General features: G+C 73.2%; 14 protein-coding genes. 5 read left to right on the top strand and 9 right to left on the bottom strand.

Features of this window, described 5'->3' with window-relative positions; genetic code table 11:
• Positions 1-475 precede the first annotated feature (475 nt).
• Together ACF073_RS27360 and ACF073_RS27365 are read left to right on the top strand one after the other, a co-directional pair.
• Positions 476-5413 carry an NAD-glutamate dehydrogenase gene (locus tag ACF073_RS27360; protein ID WP_392074042.1) on the top strand — a complete coding sequence of 1646 codons (4938 nt, stop codon included), beginning with the start codon at positions 476-478 and terminating at the stop codon, positions 5411-5413.
• Between the two features lie 181 nt (positions 5414-5594).
• A complete protein-coding gene (locus ACF073_RS27365; protein ID WP_392074043.1) occupies positions 5595-7112 on the top strand; it encodes a hypothetical protein in 1518 nt (505 codons plus the stop codon).
• A gap of 79 nt (positions 7113-7191) precedes the next feature.
• Here the strand turns inward: ACF073_RS27365 and ACF073_RS27370 are convergent, their stop codons facing one another.
• The 4 genes from ACF073_RS27370 to ACF073_RS27385 all read right to left on the bottom strand — a co-directional run bounded on the left by ACF073_RS27370 (position 7192) and on the right by ACF073_RS27385 (position 12917).
• Positions 7192-8838: a glycosyltransferase family 2 protein gene (locus ACF073_RS27370; RefSeq protein ID WP_392074044.1), complete on the bottom strand. Its 1647-nt coding sequence runs from the start codon at positions 8836-8838 to the stop codon at positions 7192-7194.
• A complete protein-coding gene (locus tag ACF073_RS27375) occupies positions 8835-11075 on the bottom strand; it encodes a CDP-glycerol glycerophosphotransferase family protein (RefSeq protein WP_392074045.1) in 2241 nt (746 codons plus the stop codon). The genes ACF073_RS27370 and ACF073_RS27375 overlap by 4 nt, the downstream gene beginning before the upstream one ends.
• Before the next feature lie 101 nt (positions 11076-11176).
• Positions 11177-12010 carry an ABC transporter ATP-binding protein gene (locus ACF073_RS27380; protein WP_392074046.1) on the bottom strand — a complete coding sequence of 278 codons (834 nt, stop codon included), beginning with the start codon at positions 12008-12010 and terminating at the stop codon, positions 11177-11179.
• Positions 12003-12917 carry an ABC transporter permease gene (locus ACF073_RS27385; protein ID WP_392074047.1) on the bottom strand — a complete coding sequence of 305 codons (915 nt, stop codon included), beginning with the start codon at positions 12915-12917 and terminating at the stop codon, positions 12003-12005. The genes ACF073_RS27380 and ACF073_RS27385 overlap by 8 nt, the downstream gene beginning before the upstream one ends.
• Positions 12918-13120: 203 nt before the next feature.
• On the opposite strand from ACF073_RS27385, the gene ACF073_RS27390 reads away from it, so the two are divergent.
• Complete coding sequence (locus tag ACF073_RS27390) at positions 13121-13759, top strand: TetR/AcrR family transcriptional regulator (protein WP_392074048.1); 639 nt, start codon at positions 13121-13123, stop codon at positions 13757-13759.
• An 85-nt stretch (positions 13760-13844) separates the two neighbouring features.
• Here ACF073_RS27390 and galE read toward each other — a convergent pair whose 3' ends face one another.
• From galE to ACF073_RS27405, 3 genes are read right to left on the bottom strand one after another with little or no spacing between them, the layout of a single operon-like run.
• Positions 13845-14825 carry a UDP-glucose 4-epimerase GalE gene (galE, locus tag ACF073_RS27395; RefSeq protein WP_392074049.1) on the bottom strand — a complete coding sequence of 327 codons (981 nt, stop codon included), beginning with the start codon at positions 14823-14825 and terminating at the stop codon, positions 13845-13847.
• A gap of 16 nt (positions 14826-14841) precedes the next feature.
• The gene (locus tag ACF073_RS27400) at positions 14842-16509 is read right to left on the bottom strand and encodes a glycosyltransferase family 2 protein (RefSeq protein WP_392074050.1); all 1668 of its coding nucleotides are present in this window, start codon (positions 16507-16509) and stop codon (positions 14842-14844) included.
• Positions 16506-17777: a glycosyltransferase 87 family protein gene (locus tag ACF073_RS27405; RefSeq protein ID WP_392074051.1), complete on the bottom strand. Its 1272-nt coding sequence runs from the start codon at positions 17775-17777 to the stop codon at positions 16506-16508. The genes ACF073_RS27400 and ACF073_RS27405 overlap by 4 nt, the downstream gene beginning before the upstream one ends.
• A gap of 252 nt (positions 17778-18029) precedes the next feature.
• Between ACF073_RS27405 and ACF073_RS27410 the strand changes: the two genes are divergently transcribed.
• Positions 18030-19631, top strand: coding sequence for a glycosyltransferase family 39 protein (locus ACF073_RS27410; RefSeq protein WP_392074297.1), 1602 nt, complete (start codon positions 18030-18032; stop codon positions 19629-19631).
• On the opposite strand, the gene ACF073_RS27415 is transcribed toward ACF073_RS27410, so the two are convergent.
• Entirely contained in the window at positions 19579-20091 is a 513-nt protein-coding gene (locus ACF073_RS27415; RefSeq protein WP_392074052.1) for a MarR family winged helix-turn-helix transcriptional regulator, read from the bottom strand. The genes ACF073_RS27410 and ACF073_RS27415 overlap by 53 nt on opposite strands.
• A gap of 96 nt (positions 20092-20187) precedes the next feature.
• On the opposite strand from ACF073_RS27415, the gene ACF073_RS27420 reads away from it, so the two are divergent.
• Entirely contained in the window at positions 20188-20601 is a 414-nt protein-coding gene (locus ACF073_RS27420) for an organic hydroperoxide resistance protein (RefSeq protein ID WP_392074053.1), read from the top strand.
• A gap of 9 nt (positions 20602-20610) precedes the next feature.
• Here ACF073_RS27420 and ACF073_RS27425 read toward each other — a convergent pair whose 3' ends face one another.
• Positions 20611-22824, bottom strand: coding sequence for a CDP-glycerol glycerophosphotransferase family protein (locus ACF073_RS27425; protein WP_392074054.1), 2214 nt, complete (start codon positions 22822-22824; stop codon positions 20611-20613).
• Positions 22825-22829 lie beyond the last annotated feature (5 nt).

Raw genomic sequence — 22829 nt, forward strand, 5'->3', positions numbered from 1 at the left:
GGACGCGACCGATGCGCGCTGGGATACGCCACCCCCGCCCACTATGCCGCTGTGCAGAACGTCAAACTTCACCCCTTGGTTTTGTACACATACGGCTCATGACGGGCCCGGGGTAAGTGGCGATAGCCTGGTGGCGTGATCAGCGCGATATCTCGCGGGGGCGATCTTGCTCCCGCCCTGCGCCCGGGTTGCACGGAGCACCTCCGTGACCGGGCGATGGTCGCTGGTCTTCGCGGGCGGGACGGGGGCGCTGAAGCCCCCAGGGCGCCGCGGGCGATCCGGAGCACGGCGATGCCGAGAGCAGCGTCACACCCTGCGGACGCCTCGACAATGGCCGAATACCCCCCGTTCAGCTCTCCGTGCGGCATACCGTCAGAACCGACCGGACACCCCGGCACGTGGCGTTATGTCGCAAGGGTAGAGACCGTACTTCCTTCTACGTCACGCAACGGCGCGCGACAGGAGCCAGAGGACAATGCAGACCAAGCTGGACGAAGCCAAAGCCGAGCTGCTCGAACGGGCGGCCCGGGTAGCTGAGAACAGCCCGGTCGGGGGGCATCTACCGACCGGGACGACGAGCGAGGGCACCACCGGCACCCCGGACAGCGAAACCGTGCTCGCGTTCCTCCAGCGCTACTACCTGCACACCGCGCCGGAAGACCTCGCCGACCGCGACCCGGTCGACGCCTTCGGTGCCGCCGTCTCGCACCACCGGCTCGCCGAGAGCCGCCCCCAGGGCACCGCCAACGTCCGGGTGCACACCCCGACCGTGGAAGAGAACGGGTGGACCTGCAGCCACACCGTGGTGGAGGTCGTCACCGACGACATGCCCTTCCTCGTGGACTCCGTGACGAACGAGCTGACGCGGCAGGGGCGTGGCATCCACGTCGTCATCCACCCGCAGTTCGTCGTCCGGCGCGATCTCACCGGCAAGCTGATCGAGGTGCTGCCCACCTCGCCCACCGGCGAACTCCCGCACGACGCGCACGTCGAGTCCTGGATCCACGTCGAGATCGACCGGGAGACCGACCGCGCCGATCTGAAGCAGATCTCCGCCGACCTGCTGCGCGTCCTGTCCGACGTCCGCGAGGCCGTCGAGGACTGGGAGAAGATGCGGGACGCGGCGAACCGGATCGCCGACGACCTGGAGAGCGAGCCGGTCCCCGCCGACCTGCCCAGGCCCGAGGTCGTGGAGGCCCGCGAGCTGCTGCACTGGCTCGCCGCCGACCACTTCACCTTCCTCGGCTACCGCGAGTACCGGCTGCTGGAGGACGACACCCTCGCCGCCGTGGCCGGCACCGGTCTCGGGATACTGCGTGCGGACCCGCACCACGCCGAGGACGACCAGCACCCCGTCAGCCCCTCCTTCGAGCGGCTGCCGGCCGACGCCCGCGCCAAGGCCCGCGAGCACAAGCTGCTCGTGCTGACCAAGGCCAACAGCCGGGCCACCGTGCACCGGCCGTCGTACCTGGACTACATCGGCGTCAAGAAGTTCGACGCGGACGGCAACGTGGTCGGCGAGCGCCGCTTCCTCGGGCTGTTCTCCTCCGCCGCCTACACCGACTCCGTGCGCCGGGTCCCGGTGGTCCGCCGCAAGGTCGACGAGGTGCTGCGCCGGGCCGGGTTCTCGCCCAACAGCCACGACGGCCGCGACCTGCTCCAGATCATGGAGACCTATCCGCGCGACGAGCTGTTCCAGACGCCCGTCGCCGAACTGCAGTCGATCGTCACCAGCGTCCTCTACCTGCAGGAGCGCCGCCGGCTGCGGCTGTACCTGCGCCAGGACGAGTACGGCCGCTACTACTCGGCCATCGTCTACCTCCCGCGCGACCGCTACACCACCGGCGTCCGCCTCCGGATCATCGACATCCTGAAGGAGGAGCTCGGCGGCACCAGCGTCGACTTCACCGCCTGGAACACCGAGTCGGTCCTGTCCCGGCTGCACATCATCGTCCGGGTCCCGCAGGGCACCGAGCTGCCCGAGCTGTCCGACTCCGACAAGGAGCGCATCGAGGCCCGCCTGGTCGAGGCGGCCCGGTCCTGGGCCGACGCGTTCGCCGAGGCGCTGACCGCCGAGTGCGGCGAGGAGCACGCGGCCGAGGTGCTGCGCCGCTACGGCCACGCCTTCCCCGAGGGCTACAAGGCCGACCACAGCCCGCGCGCGGCGGTCGCCGACCTGGCCCATCTGGAGCAGCTGAGCGAGGACAAGACCTTCTCGCTGAGCCTGTACGAGCCGGTGGGCGCCGCCCCCGACGAGCGCCGCTTCAAGATCTACCAGAAGGGCGGCTCGGTCTCCCTCTCCAAGGTGCTGCCGGTGCTGAGCAGGATCGGCGTCGAGGTGACCGACGAGCGGCCGTACGAGCTGCGCTGCTCGGACCGCACCACCGCCTGGATCTACGACTTCGGGCTGCGCATGCCGCAGGCGCCCGGCAGCGGCGACTACCTGGGCGACGACGCGCGTGAGCGGGTGCAGGACACGTTCGCCGCGACCTGGACCGGCAAGGCCGAGAACGACGGCTTCAACGCCCTCGTGCTGAGCGCCGGGCTGACCTGGCGGCAGGCGATGGTGCTGCGCGCCTACGCCAAGTACCTGCGGCAGGCCGGTTCGACCTTCTCGCAGGACTACATGGAGGACACCCTCCGCAACAACGTCCACACCACCCGGCTGCTCGTCTCCCTGTTCGAGGCCCGGATGTCCCCGGAACGGCAGCAGGCCGGCCTCGAGATCACCGACGCCCTGCTGGAGGAGCTGGACGCGGCCCTGGAGCAGGTGGCCAGCCTGGACGAGGACCGCATCCTGCGGTCCTTCCTGACCGTCATCAAGGCGACCCTGCGCACGAACTTCTTCCAGAAGCAGGCGGGCGGCACGCCGCACGACTACGTCTCCATGAAGTTCGACCCGCAGGCCATCCCGGACCTGCCCGCACCGCGCCCCGCGTACGAGATCTGGGTGTACTCGCCGCGCGTCGAGGGCGTGCACCTGCGCTTCGGCAAGGTCGCCCGAGGCGGTCTGCGCTGGTCGGACCGGCGTGAGGACTTCCGTACGGAGATCCTCGGCCTGGTCAAGGCGCAGATGGTGAAGAACACCGTCATCGTGCCGGTCGGCGCCAAGGGCGGCTTCGTCGCCAAGCAGCTGCCCGACCCGGCCAAGGACCGCGACGCGTGGCTGGCCGAGGGCATCGCCAGCTACAAGACGTTCATCTCGGCGCTGCTCGACATCACGGACAACATGGTGGCCGGCGAGGTCGTCCCGCCGCGGGACGTGGTCCGGCACGACGGCGACGACACCTACCTGGTGGTCGCCGCCGACAAGGGCACGGCGACCTTCTCGGACATCGCCAACGACGTCGCCAACAGCTACAACTTCTGGCTCGGCGACGCCTTCGCCTCCGGCGGCTCGGCCGGCTACGACCACAAGGGCATGGGCATCACCGCGCGCGGCGCCTGGGAGTCCGTGAAGCGGCACTTCCGCGAGCTGGGCGTGGACACGCAGACCGAGAACTTCACGGTCGTCGGCATCGGTGACATGTCCGGTGACGTGTTCGGCAACGGCATGCTGCTCTCCGAGCACATCCGCCTGGTCGCCGCCTTCGACCACCGGCACATCTTCATCGACCCCACCCCGGACGCGGCCACCTCCTACGCCGAGCGCCGCCGTCTGTTCGAGCTGCCCCGCTCCAGCTGGGCCGACTACAACACCGAGCTGCTGTCGGCGGGCGGCGGGATCTTCCCGCGCAGCGCCAAGTCGATCCCGGTCAACGCCCACATCCGCGAGGCCCTCGGCATCGAGGACAAGGTCACCAAGATGACCCCGGCCGACCTGATGAAGACGATCCTCCAGTCGCCGGTCGACCTGCTGTGGAACGGCGGCATCGGCACGTACGTGAAGTCGTCGGCGGAGTCGAACGCGGACGTCGGCGACAAGGCCAACGACGCCATCCGGGTCGACGGCGCCGACCTGCGCGTCAGGGTGGTCGGCGAGGGCGGCAACCTGGGTCTGACCCAGCTCGGCCGCATCGAGTTCGCCCACCAGGGCGGCAAGATCAACACCGACGCGATCGACAACAGCGCCGGTGTGGACACCTCCGACCACGAGGTGAACATCAAGATCCTGCTGAACAGCCTGGTCACGGACGGCGACATGACCGTCAAGCAGCGCAACAAGCTGCTCGCCGAGATGACCGACGAGGTCGGCGCGCTGGTCCTGCGCAACAACTACGCGCAGAACACCGCCCTGGCCAACGCGCTGTCCCAGGCCAAGGACATGCTCCACGCCCAGCAGCGGTTCATCCGCCACCTGGTGCGCGAGGGCCATCTGGACCGGGCGCTGGAGTTCCTGCCCACCGACCGGCAGATCCGCGAGCGCCTCTCCCAGGGCCAGGGCCTGACCGGCCCGGAGACCGCCGTCGTCCTGGCGTACACGAAGATCACGGTCGCCGAGGAGCTGCTGCACACCACGCTGCCGGACGACCCGTACCTGCGCGGTCTGCTGCACGCGTACTTCCCGTCGGCCCTGCGCGAGCGCTTCGCCGAGGCCGTCGACAGCCACCCGCTGCGCCGTGAGATCACCACGACCGTGCTGGTCAACGACACGGTCAACACGGGCGGTACGACGTATCTGCACCGGCTGCGCGAGGAGACCGGCGCCTCCCTCGAGGAGATCGTCCGGGCCCAGACCGCGGCCCGCGCGATCTTCCGCTCGGCACCGGTGTGGGACGCGGTGGAGGAGCTGGACAACAAGGTCGACGCGGCCGTCCAGACCCGTATCCGGCTGCACTCGCGCCGCCTGGTCGAGCGCGGCACCCGCTGGCTGCTCAACAACCGGCCGCAGCCGCTCCAGCTCGCCGAGACGGTCGAGTTCTTCGCCGACCGGGTCGAGCGGGTCTGGCAGGAGCTGCCGAAGCTGCTGCGCGGCGCGGACCTGGACTGGTACCAGCACGTGTACGACGAGCTGTCCGCGACCGGCGTCCCGGACGAGGTCGCCACCCGCGTGGCCGGCTTCTCCTCCGCCTTCCCGGCGCTCGACATCGTGTCGGTGGCCGACCGCACGGGCAAGGAGCCGCTGGACGTCGCCGAGGTCTACTACGACCTCGCCGACCGGCTGGGCATCACGCAGCTGATGGACCGCATCATCGAGCTGCCCCGTGAGGACCGCTGGCAGTCCATGGCCCGCGCCTCCATCCGCGAGGACCTGTACGCGGCCCACGCGGCCCTCACCTCGGACATCCTCGCGGTGGGCAACGGCACCTCGACGCCGGAGCAGCGGTTCGAGGCCTGGGAGCAGAAGAACGCGGCGCTCCTCGGCCGCGCCCGCAGCACCCTGGACGAGATCCGCGGCTCGGACTCGTTCGACCTCGCCAACCTTTCGGTGGCGATGCGCACGATGCGGACGCTGCTGCGCTCGCACTCGTAGCCGTACGGCACGTGAGGCGCCCCGGGCCGTGACGGCCCGGGGCGCCTGCCGTTTCCCGCCCGCCTTCCCGCCTGCCTCTTCCGCCCCCACGCGGCCTTCCCTGATGGCGAAAACGCCCTGAATCAGCAATTTCCCGCTTATCGGGGTGATTCGGGCAGGTCTCGGATAGGGTCGGCGCATCATGCACACCGCGTCGCCCGATACCGCACCGGAGCGCCGTACGAGGGCACCGGGCCGCTCGGTGGCGCGGGCCGGCCGGGTGCTGGCGCAGGCCGCCGCCGCGCTGCTCGTGGTGCTGCTGCTCCTGGTCGTCGTCCGGCTGCCATGGGCCGGCGACCTCGGTATGCACGCGGCCACACTCCAGCGCCTGCGGCACAGCCCGACGCACCCCGGCGATCCACTGGTCGACGCCGGCACACCGAGCCCGTACTACTCGCCGTGGACGCTGCTGCTCGGCATCGTCTCCGGACTGACCGGCCTGTCCGTGTTCGTGGTCCTGCGGCTGGCCGCGCTCGCCGGGCTCGGCCTGCTGGTGACCGGGGTCCACCGCTACGTCCGCACCCTCACCCCGCACCGCGCAGCCCCCGCCCTCGCGCTGCTGAGCCTGCTCCTCCTGTGGGGCCCGGCGCTGTTCGAGTGGAGCGGCTTCCTCGGTCTGAACTCCCTCGCGCTGACGGTGTCGTACCCGAGCGTGTTCGCGCTCGGCCTCGCCTTCCACTTCTGGGCCTGGCTGACGCGGGCGGTGCGCCAGGAGGCCGCGTGGGGCGTGTGGCCGGGACTGGGAGCGCTGTGGGCGCTGATCCTGCTGTGCCACCAGTTCACCGGGGTCGTGGCGACCCTCGGCGCCCTCGCCGTGCTGCTCGCGGCCCGGCCGCCTGGGGCGGTCCTGCTCCGGCTCGGCGCCGGACTGCTCCTGGGTCTTGTGGTGCTGTGGCTCTGGCCGTACTACGACTTCTTCGCGCTGTTCTCGGCGGGCACCGGCCTCGAAGCCGTCCACCGGCCGCTGTACCGGGATCCGGCCGGGCGGTTCGGGCTCGTGCTGATCGGGGTGGCCGCGCTGGGGGCGCGCTGGCGGCGGGACCACCGCGACCCGCTGGTCCTCTTCTTCGCCCTCGGCGCGCTGGTGTCCGCCGCTGGCGGCCTGACCGGGCACTACTCCTGGGGCCGCGCCCTGCCCGCCGCACTGATCCCGGCGCAGCTCGCGGCGGCCCTCGAAGTGGTGTCGGCGGGACGGCGGGCGGTGCGCCGGGGGTGGGCGTGCGCGCTGCTCGCCGCGCTGGCGGCGGGGGCGTGGACGCAGGCCGGGACGCTCGGGTACGTGCTGGGGCGGGACCGGCTGCCCGGGGTGGTGGCGGACAAGTACCGGGCGCCGTGGGCGGGCTACCAGTGGATCATGCGGGCGGGGGTGCGGTACGGGGACGTGGTGATGGCACGGACGTCTGCGGCGCGGCAGATCCCGGCGTACGGGCCGTACACCGTGGCGCCCGGGTATCCGGACGTGTTCCTCGGGGACGCGGGGCGCAGGGAGGCGGCGGTGGAACGGTACTTCTCGGCGGGGACGGCGGCGGAGGAGCGGCGGGGGATCCTGCGGGAGTACGGGGTGCGGTGGGTCGTGGCGTCGCGGGCCGCCGCCGAGCCCTGGCTGCGCAAGACGGCCGCGGGGCCGGGCGGCCATGTCCTGTACCGAGTGGTGCCCTGAGCCGAGTGATGTCCTGGGCCGAGTGGTGGTGCCGGCCCTGAGCCGAGGGGTGTCCGAGCCGGGCTGGGTCCTCGCCGGTTCACCGCAGCGCGCTCGCCACCAGCCGCACGGCGCTCCGCACCCGGGGGCGGGCCAGACGGCGGACCGCCGGGCGGACGAGCCGGGCCGTCACCCCCACCGGCCGCCAGCGCAGTTGCAGGCGGCCGGGGTTGCGGCCCTCCGGTTCGGCGGTGAGCGTGTGGTGGCCGACGCGGGCCGTCAGCACCGGGAAGTCGAGGGGGGCGAGCAGCAGGCTCGAATGGGACAGGCCCTGCTGGTCCAGGCGGACCACGGGGTGCCGTACGCCGTCGAAGCCCTGGAGCGGAAGCGGCGCGGCGGCGAGGCCGAGGCGGACCGTGCCCTCGAAGACGCCGGGGCGGACCGGGTCGAGGCGGAAGGGGACCGTCATCCGGCGACGGCCGGGGGTCAGCAGCAGGGAGGCCCGCTGCGGGCCGACCGGCAGCCGAAGACCGGGGTCGTAGGTCCGGATCGCGAGCGTCAGGGACGCCCCCGGGCCCGGTGTCAGCGCCGTGATCTCGTGCCGGAACTGCGCGGTCGAAAACGGCCGGGTCTCCAGCTCCAGTTCGGAGAGGTCGAGTTCACGGCGGGCCCGGTCGGTGGCGGGCAGGGAGCCACCCCAGTACGGGACGCCCGCCGCGTCGGCCGTCACCTGCCGCGGCGCCACCCCGTGCCCGAGCCCGCGCGCCGCCAGCCGGGCCTCGGCCGCGCGGCCGTCCCGCAGCAGCTCCAGCACCACCCGCTCGGCCCGCGGCAGCCGCTCGTACGCGCCCGGGGACAGCGTGTCCAGATACGGGTTCATGAGGTCGGCGAAGGCCGCGAGCCACTTTGCGTCCCGGTAGGGCAGGTCGCCGGCGTACATCCGGAAGTCGTGCTTGAGGAACTTGTAGTCCTTGTCCTCCCGCAGCCCCGCGTGCCCGCTGCGCACCAGGAACTCGTCGATCAGCCGCTGGACGTGCACACGGTCGCGGACGTTGGAGAGCTTGTGCCGCTGGTTGGAGATGGAGGCGGCGGCAGCGGCGGCGAACGGCTCGACGTACCAGTGGTACACCGGGTCCGGGATGACCGTGAACGCCGTCGCCAGGCAGTACGCCTGCGCGGAGAACAGCTGGTCCTCGTAGTGGATGCCCTCCGGGAAGCGCAGCCGGTGGCGGTCGAGGAAGGAGCGGGCGTACATCTTGCTGGTCGCCAGGTGCTCGAAGAGCAGCCGCGGGTCCGCCTCGATGCCCTCCAGCGTGCGGCGCTCGGTCACCAGGTGCGGCATCCAGGTCGAGCGGCGCCCGTTGTCCACCCGGATCCGGCGGACCGCGCCCATCGTGAAGTCCACCTCGCGCTCCCGGTGCGCGGCGAGCAGCAACTCGACCGCCCGCGGCGGGAGTTCGTCGTCGCTGTCCAGGAACATCAGATAGGGCGCGCGGGCGATCTCGATGGCCCGGTTGCGCGGGGCGCTGCAGCCGCCGCTGTTCTCCGGCAGGCGGATGCGGCGGATGCGGTGGTCCCGGGCCGCCAGCGCCCGCGCCACGGCCGGTGTGTCGTCCGTCGAGTGGTCGTCGCTGATGACGATCTCGATGTCCGGGTGGGTCTGCGCGCACACCGAGGCGACCGCGCGGGGCAGGCGGGCCGCGTCGTTGTGGACGATGACCGTGACCGTGACGTCCGGGCGGGTCATGCCGTGGCCTCCTGGGGGGACGGGGCGGGGGTGCGGTCCTCGACCGGGAGCACCGGCGGCAGCGACACCTCCGGCTCGCCCAGGAAGACCCGCCGTACGACCCGCTCGGCGGCGCGTCCGTCGTCGTACTCGCAGAACCGGCGCCGGAACGCGGCCCGCGCCTTGGCCGCGCTCTCGTCGCGCCAGGCGCCGGAGGCGAAGATCTCCGTGAGTTCCTCCTGGGTGCGCGCGACCTGGCCGGGGTGCTCGGCCATCAGGTCGAAGTAGACGCCGCGCGTGGTCCGGTACGTCTCCCAGTCGTCGGCGTGGATCACGATCGGCCGGTCCAGGTTGGCGTAGTCGAACATGATCGACGAGTAGTCCGTGACCAGCGCGTCGGCGGCCAGGCACAGTTCCTCGACGGGGTCGTAGGAGGAGACGTCGATGATCCGGCCGGAGCGGCGCAGGCCGGTCAGCGGGGAGGCGGTGCCGCCGTAGAAGTAGTGGGCGCGGACGAGCAGGACGGTGTCCTCGCCGAGGCGGTCGGCGAGGGCGGCGAGGTCGAGGCGGGGGGTGAAGCCGGCCTCGTAGTCGCGGTGGGTGGGGGCGTACAGGACGGCCGTGCGGCCGGGCGGGATGCCGAGGCGGTCGCGGGCCGCGCGGACGTCGGCGGCGGTGGCCCGGTAGTAGACGTCGTTGCGCGGGTAGCCGTGGTCGAGCGAGGTGTAGCGGGACGGGTAGGCGCGCTCCCACATGCGGGTGGAGTGGCTGTTGGCGCTGACGCTGTAGTCCCACCTGTCGATCCGCGCCAGCAGGGCGGCGAAGTCCAGGCCCTTGGCGGCGGCCGGGTGGTCCATCTGGTCCAGGCCCATGCGTTTGAGCGGGGTGCCGTGGTGGGTCTGGAGGTGGATCTGGCCGGGCCGTTTGACCACCGCGTCGGGGAAGTTGACGTTGTTGGTGAGGTACGTGGCGGTGGCCAGGGTCTCCCAGTAGCGGCGGGTGCCGGGGAGGACATGGTCGGTGCCGGGCGGCAGCAGCGGCGCGTTGGCCCGGTTCACCACCCACACCGGGTGGATGTGCGGGGCGCGTACGGCGAGTTCGGCGGCGATCGCGGCCGGGTTGCAGGCCACCCCGCGGTCCCAGTAGGCGGCGAACACGGCGAGGCCGGGGTCCAGCGGGCGGTCCAGGGCGCGGCGGTACTGGTGGTCGCGAAGCTTGGCGCCCAGCTGCCGCTTGCGCGTCCGTACGGCCTTGCGGGCGGCGCGGCGGGTGCGGTTGGCGGCCTGGAACGCGCGGTACCTGGTGTACGCGCCCTCCTCCAGCAGCGCGTGCCGTACGCCGTCCAGGCCCGCCGGGCGGCGGTGGTCCGGGGGGCGCCAGCGGACCGCCGCGAGGGAGGCCCGGCGGAAGAACTCGCGGGCCACCGGGTCGGGCAGGTCCTCGCGGGCGAAGGTGCGGACCAGGTCACGCACCATCAGGTCGTACAGCACCGCGTGCGGGGCGCGGCGGTTCCGGGTGAGCGGCAGCAGCGACTCGTAGCGGTCGACGAGCGCGAGCCGGTCCTCGGGGGCGCGCGGCGGCAGGCTCTCGGGGCGCAGCACGCGGTGTTCGTACGCGGTCTGGTTCAGGCAGGCGACGCGGCCCGCGTGCAGCAGGGCGGCGTGGGCGGCGAGCGCTTCGTCGTCCGTGCCGAACCGCTCCTCGTGGGCCCGCCAGAAGTCGGCGCGCAGGGCGCGGTTGCCGAGCAGCGGGGCGAGCCGCAGCAGGTCGGCGGCGTCGGCCAGGGGCCGGCCCGCCCGGCCGACGGCGGCGAGCCGGCGGCCGTCGCGGGAGGGGGCGGCGGAGGTCCGCCAGGTGGTGGTGACGTGGTCGAAGAGGAGGACGTCCACCGGGAGGCCGGGGACGCCGGGGACGCCGGGGACGCCGGGGGCGTCCGTGGCGTCCAGTTCGGCGGTCCGCTCGGCGATCAGGCGGGGCGCACCGGCCGGCAGGCCGTCCTTGGCGTGGACGAAGTGCAGCCAGCGGCCGGACGCCCGGGCGGCGCCCGCCGACCGGGCCGCCGCGTCGCCGGTGCCGTCCGGCAGCGGTACGACGATCGTCTCGGGGGTGTGGCCCTCGGCCGTCTCGCGCGCCCAGTCGCCGACCGCAGCGACGATCACCTCGGCGTCGGTGAGGGGGTGCGCGGCCAGGGAGTCCAGCAGCTCGGCCAGCCGACCCTGCGTGTTCGGCCCGTAGACGATCACGCTCAGCTGGGGCATCGCAGCGGACTCCTTCGGCTCGTCGTCTCCGGACGCACGCCCCCAACATACGGCAGTTAAGTATATGAAAGGGGTATTTGCGGCCGAAGGGAGGACGTCACTCAGGAAGGGAGGGCGGCTTTCGGCGCGGGCTTCTTCGGGGCCGGCTTCTTGTCGCCGGTGAAGGCCTCGTACTCCTTCATGACCTCCTCGGTCGGCCCGTCCATGCGCAGCTCGCCGCGCTCCAGCCACAGGACCCGCTCGCAGGTGTCGCGGATCGACTTGTTGTTGTGGCTGACCAGGAAGACCGTGCCCGCGTGCTGCCGCAGCTCGCGGATCCGCGCCTCGGAGCGCTTCTGGAAGGAGCGGTCACCGGTGGCCAGTGCCTCGTCGATCAGCAGGACGTCGTGGTCCTTGGCGGCGGCGATGGAGAACCGGAGCCGGGCGGCCATGCCGGAGGAGTACGTGCGCATCGGCAGCGTGATGAAGTCGCCCTTCTCGTTGATCCCGGAGAAGTCGACGATGTCCTGGTAGCGCTCCTTGACCTGCTCCCGGGACATGCCCATGGCGAGCCCGCCGAGGTAGACGTTCCGCTCGCCCGTCAGGTCGTTCATCATGGCCGCGTTGACGCCCAGCAGGGACGGCTGGCCGTCGGTGTAGATGTGCCCGTGCTCCACCGGGAGCAGCCCGGCGACCGCCTTGAGCAGGGTGGACTTGCCCGAGCCGTTGGTGCCGATGAGCCCGATCGCCTCGCCCCGGTACGCGGTGAACGACACCTTCTTCACCGCGTGCACCTTGCGCACGCCCGCCGCCTTCTCGGACTGCTTGCGGCGCAGCATGCGGTTGAGGGCGGCGGTGGCGGTGCCGCGGCCCGCGCCGGTGCCGTTGACCCGGTAGACGATGTCGACGCCGTCGGCGACGACGGTGGGGATCTTCTGCTCGGTGTGCTCAGCCACGGCCGTACGTCTCCTCAGCCTTCCAGAAGTAGATGAAGCCGCCGACGCCGGCGAGCAGGGCCCAGCCGGTGGCCGCCGCCCACACGTGCGGGGGCAGGGCCTTGGCGTGGAAGCTGTCGATCAGCGCGAACCGCATCAGGTCGATGTAGACGGCGGCCGGGTTGAGTTCCAGCAGCACGGTGACGATGTGCGGCATGCTGTCCTTGTTGGCCAGCTTGTCGATGCTCCACATCACGCCGGACACGTACATCCAGGTCCGCAGCACGAACGGCATCAGCTGCGCGATGTCCGGGGTCTTGGCGCCCATCCGCGCCACGACCATCGACACGCCCGCGTTGAAGGTGAACTGGAGGACCAGGGCCGGGATCGCCAGCAGCCAGGACAGGGCGACCGGCACGCCGAAGACGAGCAGGATGACGATCAGCGCGGCCATCGAGAAGAGCAGCTGCTGGAGCTGCTGGAGCGCGAAGGAGATCGGCAGCGCGGCGCGCGGGAAGTGCAGGGCGCGGACCAGGCCGAGGTTGCCGGAGATCGCGCGGGTGCCCGCCATGATCGAGCTCTGGGTGAACGTCCAGATGAACACGCCCGTGACCAGGAAGGGCACGTAGTCGGGGACGTTGTGCTTGGTGCCGAGCAGCACGCCGAAGATGAAGTAGTAGACCGCCGCGTTCAGCAGCGGGGTCATGACCTGCCAGACCTGGCCCAGCTTCGCCTGGCTGTACTGCGCGGTGAGCTTGGCGGTGGCGAAGGCGGTGATGAAGTGACGCCTGGCCCACAGCTGGCCGATGTACTCCGGCAGGGAGGGGCGGGCGCCGCTGACCGACAGGCCGTGCCGGGCCGCGAGTGCCGCGAGGTCTTCGGCGGCCGGGGCCTGGGTCGGGGGCGGTGTGTGGAGGACCTGGCTCACATCCGCTGCTTTCGCTCGGGGGAGGGGGTGCCGCGTCCGGCTCTCGCCGGGGTCGCCGCGTCCGAGTCCGTCGTCCGGCGTTTCCTTACGCTTCTCTTCACGTTCTTTTACGTCGGGACGGGACCGTATCGTCGCAACGTGAGACTAGGCCCAATGGACGTCGGAACGCAACCGTTTCGTCGTAACGCCCTATGCTGTGCGGCATGACGACGAACGCCGCCGAGCCCGCCGACGAGCCGCCGGCGCGTCCGCGCCGCCGGGCGCCCGCCGGGGCGGCCGTGCTCCGGGAGGACGTGACCGAGGCCATCCGGGCGGCCGTCTTCGAGGAGCTGGCGGTCGCCGGCTACGCGCGCATGTCCATCGAGGGCATCGCCCGCCGGGCCGGCGTCGGCAAGACGGCGGTGTACCGGCGCTGGCGCTCGAAGCTCCATCTGGTCCTGGACGTCGTCTCCGCGATGGCGGTGACCGGCTTCCCGGTCCCCGACACGGGCTCCCTCGAGGGCGATCTGCGCCTGCTGTACGAGGTCACGTCCCGCGCCCTGCGCCACCCGGTCGCGTCCCAGATCATCCCCGACCTCCAGGCCGAGGCCGCCCGCAACCCGGACCTCGCCGAGGCCTTCCAGAAGGCGCTGCGGGACGGCCAGGAGGGCGTGGCCAGCAAGATCGTGGCGGCGGCGGAGAAGCGGGGCGAACTCGCGCCCGGCATCGACCCCGACCTGGCCCTGGACCTGATCTCCGGCCCCCTCTACTGGCGCTCGGTGGTCATCCGCGCCCCGAAGCCCCCCAAGGGCTACCTGGAGAAGCTGGCCCGCGCCACGGCGGGCGCCCTCAAGGCCCTCTGACCCCGGGCGCCCCGAAGGCATCCGGGGAACGTGCGCGACCAGCCGCGACGGGCTCGCGGCCAGGATGCGGCTCTGCCGGCCGCGGTCACGACCGTGCCGCCTGCGGATGGTGCCGGACCCACCCCTCCCACGCCGACGTGATCATGTCCTGGACGTCGTACTTCGCCCGCCAGCCCAGTTCCGTCCCGATGCGGGCGGCGGAGGCGACGACGCGGGCCGGGTCGCCGGGGCGGCGCGGAGTGACGGTGGGCGGGCGGTCGTAGCCGGTGACCGCGTTGATCAGGTCGATCATCTCGCGGACGGAGACGCCCTCGCCGCGGCCGATGTCGAGGGTCAGGCCGGTGCCGGGGGAGGAGCGCAGCGCGCGGGCGACGGTCACATGGGCCTCGGCCAGGTCGGCCACGTGGATGTAGTCGCGGACACAGGTGCCGTCGGGGGTCGGGTAGTCGTCGCCGAAGATGCGCGGCGCCGCCCCCGCCGTGAGCCGTTCGAAGACCATCGGGACCAGGTTGGACACGCCCGTGTCGGCCAGTTCGGGGCCGGCCGCGCCTGCCACGTTGAAGTAGCGCAGCGACGCCGTGGCGAGGCCCGTCGCCCGGCCCGTGGCCCGTACGAGCCACTCGCCCGCCAGCTTCGTCTCGCCGTAGGGCGACATCGGGAGGCACGGTGTCTCCTCCGTCACCAGGTCCACGTCGGGCATGCCGTAGACGGCCGCGGAGGAGGAGAACAGGAAGGCCGGTACCTCCGCGGCGGTCACCGCCTCCAGCAGGACGCGCAGACCCTCCACGTTCTCCCGGTAGTAGTGCAGCGGGCGGTCCACCGACTCGCCCACCTGCTTCTTCGCCGCCAGATGGACGACCCCGGTGATCCCGTGCCCGGCGAGGGTGCGCGCCAGCAGGTCCGCGTCCAGGACCGAGCCGCGCACCAGCGGCACCTCGGCCGGGACCCGCGCGGCGACACCCGTGGACAGGTCGTCGTAGACGACCGTGCGCTCGCCCGCCTCGGCCATCGCCCGTACGACGTGCGCCCCGATGTATCCGGCACCGCCGGTGATCAGCCAGGTCATGCGGGGCGTCTCCTCGTCAGCTGGTCGGTCGGCCCGGGGCTCGGCCCCCGGATCCCGGTCGCGTGTCCCAGTGAAACAGGCGCCGCAGCCGGCCGCGGACGACCGCCAGCACTCCCGGCACCCCGGTCGCCACGCGCAGCGCGAGCGCGCCGGAGTGCGTGGCGTACGGCCGCACCAGACACACGCCGTGCACGGCGCTCGGGACGAGGCGCGCGCGCAGCCGGCCGGCGCCCGCGCGGGCGTGTGCCGTGACCTCCCGCCGCGCGCCGCCCGCGAAGCGGAGGGTGAGCCGCAGGTCCCAGGTGCCCGAGCCCATTCCCGCCAGGTCGACCGGTACCTCGGCCGACCGCAGGTCCGCACCGGAGGGCGCGAGCGTCACCGTCGTACGCCCGCGCGTACGGTCGTCCCCGCGCGCGTGCCACACCACGTCCGCCGTGCACGGGCCGGCCTCGGCCACTCGCCCGTACAGCTCGTGCAGCCGCAGGCGCAGCACCGGCACGCGCGCGCGGGGGCGCAGTTCCGCGTCCACCGCGAGCGGGAGTTCGCGGACGGGCCGGGTGAGCAGCGCGGCGAGGGAGACCTGGGGGAGGTCGGGGGACCAGACCGGGACCCCTTCCGGGCCGCGGGCGTAGGGCGGGAGGAGCCGTGCCGGGCGGGCGGCGAGTTCGCGCAGCCGGGGCAGGTCGCGGGGCTCGGGGGACGCCAGGACGACCCGTGCGAGCAGCCGGCCGGGGGCGGTGGGGTTCGGCTCCCAGTCGGCCGCGTCGTAGCGCGCGAGGTACTCCCGGGTGTGCGTCCACCACGCACGCCGGTAGCGCACATCGCGCAACCCCAGCTCGCGCGCGTACATCCGCACCTCGTGGTCGAGGAACTTGGCGCGTGCCGCCCGCGCCAGCTCCTTCTGCCCGGCGCCCAGCAGAATGTCGTACACCAGCGCGCACGCCGTCACGCGCGCCGTCCAGTTGTCGATGCGGCCCCGGTCCAGCGAGATCGACAGCCGCTCGGCCGACCGGCGCACCTGCCACACGTACACCCGGTCGGGCACGAGCGCGACGCGCGGGCTCGCGGCCAGCACGCGCGCGGTGAAGACGAAGTCCTCGTAGCGGAAGCGGCCTTCGGGGAAGCGGATGCCGTGCTCGCGCAGAAAGCCGGTGCGGTACAGCTTGTTGACGCACAGCGTGTCGTGGACGAGGCGGGGGCGCTGGGAGGGGCGCGCGAGGACGGTGCGGGCCGTGTACAGGGCCGCCTGCCAGGGCTGTTCGCGCCCCGAGGGCAGTTCCCGGCGCACGCACAGACCGCTCGCGACCTCGGCCCGCGCCCGCGTCGCCGCCGTCAGCAGCGCGTCCACCGCACCGGGCGGCAGCACGTCGTCGCTGTCCAGGAACATCACGTACGGCGCCGTCACCGTGTCGATCCCGGTGTTGCGCGGGCTGCCGCAGCCGCCGCTGTTCACGGCCCGGCGCACCACCCGCAGCCGCGGCTCGCCGGCGGCCAGCCGGGCGAGCAGTGCGGCACTGCCGTCGCCGGAGCCGTCGTCCACCGCGACCACCTCGGCGACCGCGGGGCCCTGCGCCAGCGCCGAGCGCACGGCGTCGCCCACATGAGCGCGGTCGTCGTACCCGATGACGACGACGGCGACCTGGGCCGCCGGCACCGGTTCCGGGCGGGGATGTCGTCCCGTCAAGAGACGCTCAGCGCCCGATCCGCAAGACGCTCGGACCCCGGCCGGTGCCCCGCCGCCGGCCCGCCCGCGCCGGCCGCCGGGCGCGCGGCCCGCCACAGCCGCCGGAGGGACAGCACGGCGGCGGCCGTCAGCAGCCCGTTGCGCACCAGCATCAGCAGACAGCCGGCCCAGGTGCCGTGCACCACCTCGTGGTAGTACAGCGGGTACGCGACGGTGGTCACCGCGCACGCCGCGAGGACCAGCGCGGCCACCGGCCGCTGGCTGGTGTGCCGTGAGGTCAGGCAGACGGCGGCCAGCCCGATCAGCCAGATCATGTACTGCGGGCTGATGACCCGGCTGGTGACCGTGAACAGCAGCACCGCGCTCAGCGCCGCGTCGTACGGCGTGGCCGCGCTCCAGTGCCGCGCCCGCACCCGCCACAGCACCAGCAGCCCGAAGGCGACCGCTGTCAGCGCGAGGGAGGCGGTGGCGACGGCGTGCACGTGCGGCCCGACCATCTCGATCGCCCCGTACCGGTAACGGGACCGGCCCGGCCAGCCCGCGTGCCGGGCCAGGTTGAGGGCCGTACCGCCGAGCGACTCGATCTGCACGCCCCGGCCGCCCTGCTCCCGCAGGAAGGACAGCGGATGGGTGAAGAAGGCCGCGAACAGGGCGAGGCAGCCGGCCCCGGTACCGGCCGCCCAGGCCCACGCCGTGCGCGTCGGCCGCCCCCGGGGCGTGCCCAGCAGCACCAGCGCGGGCCACACCTTCACCAGAGCGCCCAGCGCCCCGAACACCCCGCCCGCGCGCGGGGAGCGCGCGCAGGCCAGCAGGGACAGCACCGCGAGGGCGGTGACCTGGACGTCGTACCGGGCCAGCGGCAGGTGCAGCAGCAGCGGCAGGCCGCCGGTCCACACGGCGGCCCCGAGCGGGCTGCGTCCCGGCCGGGTGCCCGCGCGCAGCAGCACGGCTGCGGTGAGCGCGTCGACGGCCAGCGAGAGCAGCACGAACGCCTGGAAGTACGTCAGCCCGGGCAGCAGGCCGGGCGCCAGCAGCACCGCGCCCGCGCCCGGCGGGTACTGCCACAGCGTGTCGTGCACCGGGAAGGAACCGTCCGCGAGGACGCCGTACCAGTGGAAGTACAGCCGCCACACCTCCCGGGTCACCGAACCCCCGCCCAGCTCTCGCGCACCGCTGTGGAGGAGCAGCCACAGCATCAGGGCGCGGGTCGCGAACCACGCGGCGGTGAGGGTGAGGACCGGGCCGGGGGTGACACGGAGACGGTTCATCGCATGGGAGCCTAAGCGGTGCGGATGGTGTATCCATGCTGATACGCCGTCAAGAACGGCAAACATTGGCTAATCGCAAGAGATCGGGCCATGGTGAACGTCGGGCTTCCTGCGAAACCGCGGTCGCGTCGGGCGGCCGGCGCGACCACTGCCGCGCCGACCGGTGCAACGAGCCGCACCCCCCACAGGGCACCGGGACGTGCCCGGGAGCGGTTCGGCCGGGCCGCCGTCGTCGGCGTGCCCGCGCTGGTGATGGCCGCGATCGGGCTCTGGGGGCTCGACCGGGGCGGCATGTGGCGCGACGAGGCCGTCAGCTTCCAGGTCGGGCGCCGTACGGTGCCGCAGATCTGGCGGCTGCTGCACGGCGTGGACGCGGTGCACGGCCTGTACTACCTGCTGCTGCACGCCGTCCTCGCGGTCCACCCCGGCGAGGTCGTCCTGCGGCTGCCCTCGGTGTGCGCGGCGGCCTGCACCGCGGGCCTGGTGGCCGCCCTGGGCGCCCGCCTGGTCCGGCCGCGCGTCGGCCTGTGGGCGGGCCTGCTCTACGCCGTCACGCCGATGGCCGGCCACTACGCCCAGGAAGGCCGCTCCTACGCCCTGGTCGCGGCCGGCGCCACCGGGGCGACCCTGCTGTTCGTCCGGGGCGTGCGGGGCGGCTCCTGGTGGCCGTACGGCGCCGTCCTCGGTCTCGCCTGCTGGCTGCACGAGTTCGCGGTGCTGCTGCTCCTCGCCCACGCGGTGTCGCTCGCGCTGGCCCGGGCCGGGGCGCGGGTGTGGCGGGGGTGGGGGTGCGCGGCGGCGGCGGTCGTGGCCGCGCTGCTGCCGATGGTGCTGGTGTCGCGGGCGCAGGCGGCGCAGCTTGCGTGGCTGCGGGCGCCCACGGCGCAGACGGCGGGCGGGCTGCTGCGGCACTTCTTCGGGCCCTCGGACGAGGTCTACTGGGTGTGCCTCGGGCTGGCCGTGGTGGGGCTGCTGGGCCTGGTGGGGCGGCGGGGCGAGCCGACGTGCGCCGGGGTGGCGCTGCCGGTGACGGTGGTGCCGCCGGCGGTCCTGATGCTGGCCTCGCAGCTCTCGCCGCTGTACGTCGACCGCTATGTGCTGTTCGCCCTCTCGGGGGCGCCGCTGCTGGTGGCCGCGGGCGCCGAGCGGCTGGCGCGGGCGGCGGGGTCGGCGGGGCGCCGGTGGCCGGTCCTCAGGGTGCCCGCGCCGCCCCGGGCGGGATGCTCCGCCGGCACCGCCGGCCCTCGCGCCGCCCTGCTGAAACGACACGCCGTCCCGTCGCCCGTCCGCCCGCTCGGGAGGGGGAGCCGGCCCGTCCGGCGGGTGCCCGCCGTCACCCTCACCGGTGTGCTCGCCGTGGTGCTCGCCGCCGTCCATCAGTTCCCGGTCCTGCAGAAGGACCGGGACCCCGGGCGGCGGCCGGACGACCTCGCCGCGATCGCGCGGGCCGCCGCGTGGGAGCTGCGGCCCGGGGACCCTGTGCTGTTCGTGCCGGCGGCGCTGCGCAACACGGCGCTCGCCTACCCGCGGGGGTTCCCGGCGGTGCGGGACGTCGCGCTGGTGGCCCCGGCGGCCGAGTCCGGGACGCTGTACGGGCGGGAGACCGGCGCGGCCGAGCTGCGCCGCAGGCTGGCCCGGCTGGACCGGGTGTGGGTCGTCGGGGACCGCAAGCTGCTCGCCGGCCGCTCGGCCCCGCGCAATGCCGTGGAGCGGGCCAAGGTCGCCGCCCTCTGGCAGCAGTTCACCGGCGGCGAGCAGATGGTGCGGGACGGTGTGACCGTGCGGCTCTACGTCCGCCCGGTCAGCGCGCGCTCCGGGCCTCTGCCGACGCCGCCGCGTCCAGTGCGGCGGTGAGCTGGTCGAGCCGGGTGCGCAGCTCGCCGATCTCCGCCGGGTCGAAGCCGGTCGCGGACATGATCCGGCGCGGCACCTCCATGGCCCGCCCGCGCAGCGCCGCGCCCTCCTCGGTGAGGTGGACCAGGACCGACCGCTCGTCCTCGGCGCTGCGCTCACGCCGTACGAGACCGGCCGCCTCCAGCCGCTTGACCAGGGGGGACAGCGTGCCGGAGTCGAGCCGCAGCCGCTCGCCCAGCTGCTTGACCGGCAGCTCGTCCTGCTCCCACAGCACCAGCAGCACCAGGTACTGGGGATAGGTGAGCCCGAGGTCCTTGAGGATCACGCGGTAGACGCCGTTGAAGGCGCGGGACGCGGCGTGCAGGGAGAAGCAGATCTGGCTGTCCAGGCGGAGCCAGTCGCCGTCGGGGGCGGTGTCGGGCGTGGCGGTCATGGCTCCAGGATAGCGCTCGCGAGCCATTTAGTTGTGCACAACTTAATCGTGTGCTCTACTTATGGTCGTACGGCGGCCGGGACAGGGCCGCCGGAACACCGACTTCGTAAAGGGATGGTCTCCATGGAAGCGCTCTACACCGCCGTCGCCACCGCCACCCACGGCCGTGAGGGCCGTGCCGTCTCCTCCGACGGCAAGATCGACCTCAAGCTGGCCCCGCCGGTGGAGCTGGGCGGCAACGGCGAGGGCACCAACCCGGAGCAGCTCTTCGCCGCCGGTTACGCCGCCTGCTTCGGCGGCGCCCTCGGCCTGGTCGGGCGCCAGGCCAAGGTCGACGTCAGCGACGCCGCCGTCACCGCCGAGGTGGGCATCGGCAAGCAGGGCGAGGGCTTCGGCCTGAAGGTCACCCTGCGCGTCGAGCTGCCGGACACCGTGGACCAGGAGACCGGCCGCAAGCTGGTCGAGACGGCCCACCAGGTCTGCCCGTACTCCAACGCCACCCGCGGCAACATCGAGGTCGACCTCGTCGTCGAGTAGCAGGCCCCGTCAGCGGATGACCGGGCGGTACGGATCCGGGGCCGCGGTCTGCCCCGGGATCCGTACCTCGTCGGGGCCGGGCATCGGCTCGCCCAGCAGCAACGTGCGCACCACGCGCTCGGCGGCCCGCCCGTCGTCGAACTCGCAGAACCGGGCCCGGAAGTCCGCGCGCAGCCGCTGTGCCTTCGCGTCCCGCCAGGCGCCCGAGGCGAACAGCCGGGCCAGCTCCCGGTAGGAGCGCGTGACATGGCCGGGCGGCTCGGCGGTGATGTCGAGATAGGTGCCCCGGCTCGCCGTGAACGCGTCCTGGTCGTCGGCGTGCACCACGATCGGCCGGTCCAGGACGGCGTAGTCGAACATCACGGCCGAGTAGTCCGTGACCAGCGCGTCCGCCGCGAGCAGCACCTCCGCGAGGTGGGGCTCGTCGGTCGCGTCGACGACGATCCGGCGCCGGGCGAGCTCCGCGATCCCCATGCCCCGCGCGGGACCGTTCGCCAGCGACGGGTGCAGCCGGACCACGAGGGTGTGCCCCGCGCCGAGGTCCGCGGCGAACCGGGCCAGGTCGATCCGGTCCGCGTGCCCGGCCCTGCGGTAGTCCCTGCGGGTCGGCGCGTACAGCACCACCGTGTGGTCCGCCGGGATGCCGTGCCGCTCCCGGAAGTCACCTGAGCCCCCGTTCACCAGCACGTCGTTGCGCGGGCTGCCGGTGCGCACCGAGGTGAAATGGCAGGGGTAGGCCCGCTCCCACACCAGCTCCGAGTGGCGGTTGGCGACCAGGCTGTAGTCCCAGCGGTCGGCCCGGCGCAGCATCTGCGGCACGTCGAAGCCGAGCCGGGCACCCGGCTTGTCCCGCAGATCGGCGCCCAGGTACTTCAGCGGCGTCCCCTGATGGGTGTGGATGTGCACACTGCCCGGGCGTTTGGCCAGCGCCCCGGGCCAGTTGACGTCGTTGACGAAGAACTTCGCGCGCGCGGTGACCTCCAGATAGCGCCGCGACCCCACGATCACGTGCTCGACCCCGGGCGGCAGCAGCGCGGCCGTCTCCGCGTCCCGCACCACCCACACCCCGCGCAGCCGCGGGGCGATCTCGCGGGCCGCGGCGTAGACGGCCGCCGGGTCGCCCAGCAGGCCCCGGTGCGAGGACGCCGAGTACACCACCAGGTCCTCGTCCAGCGGGCGGTGCGCGTGCAGCGCCGCCCAGCCGGTGCGGGCCCGGGCGGCGGCCGTTCCGCGCGCCCGGACCGTCCGCCGGGCCGCCCGCCGCGCGGCGCCCGCCGCCAGCCGCCGCAGCCGGTACCCCGTCCAGGAACCCGTCAGCGCGGCGACCTCGCCGTCCACCAGGGCCCCCGGCGGCCGGTGGGCGCGGAACATCCGCGCCGTACGCCGGAAGAACTCCGCCTTGTCGGCGGGCGGCAGCCGGTCCGGCTTGGCGAGGATGTCCAGGCAGTGCTCGCCCATCTTGCGGTGCAGGTACGGCAGCCAGCCCGCCAGCTCCGGACGCTCGGCCAGGAAGGCGAAGACCCGCTCGTACTGGTCGTGGACGTCGAAGTGCTTGCGGCTGGTGGTGGACAGGATGTTGCCCTGCCGGCGCTGCCGGTAGTTCAGGCAGATCCGGTCGAGGGCGGCGATCCGGCGGGCGGTGAGCAGGACCGGGAAGGTCCAGGGGGTGTCCTCGTAGTAGCCGGGCGGGAACGCGAAGCCGTTCGCCGTGACGAACTCCCGCCGGTAGACCTTGTTCCAGACCACCATCAGCAGATCGAGGATCCGCGGCCGGTCCGCCGCCGTGAACGTCCGCGCCCCCGCCTCCGCGAGGACGTGCGCGAGCACATTGCGCCGGGTGCCGCCCCACCAGTAGGTGCGCGCGTAGTCGAAGACCAGCACGTCCGGGTCCTCGGCCTCGGCGAGCCGGTCGGCGATGGCCTCCAGCGCGCCCGGCGTGAGCGTGTCGTCGCTGTCCAGGAAGAAGAGGTAGTCGCCGCTCGCCGCGGGCATCCCCGCGTTGCGGGCCCGGCCGAGGCCCACGTTCTCCGGCAGGTGCAGCACCCGCACGCGCGGGTCACGCTCGGCGTACTCGTCCAGGATCGCGCCGCAGCCGTCCGGGGAGCAGTCGTCCACGGCGATCAGCTCGAAGTCGCCGAAGGACTGCCCGAGCACCGAGTCCAGGCACTCGCGCAGAAAGCCCTGCACCTTGAAACAGGGCACGATCAGACTGAAGCGGGGCACGGCGG

Source organism: Streptomyces sp. NPDC015171, assembly GCF_043079545.1.
GTDB lineage: Bacteria > Actinomycetota > Actinomycetes > Streptomycetales > Streptomycetaceae > Streptomyces.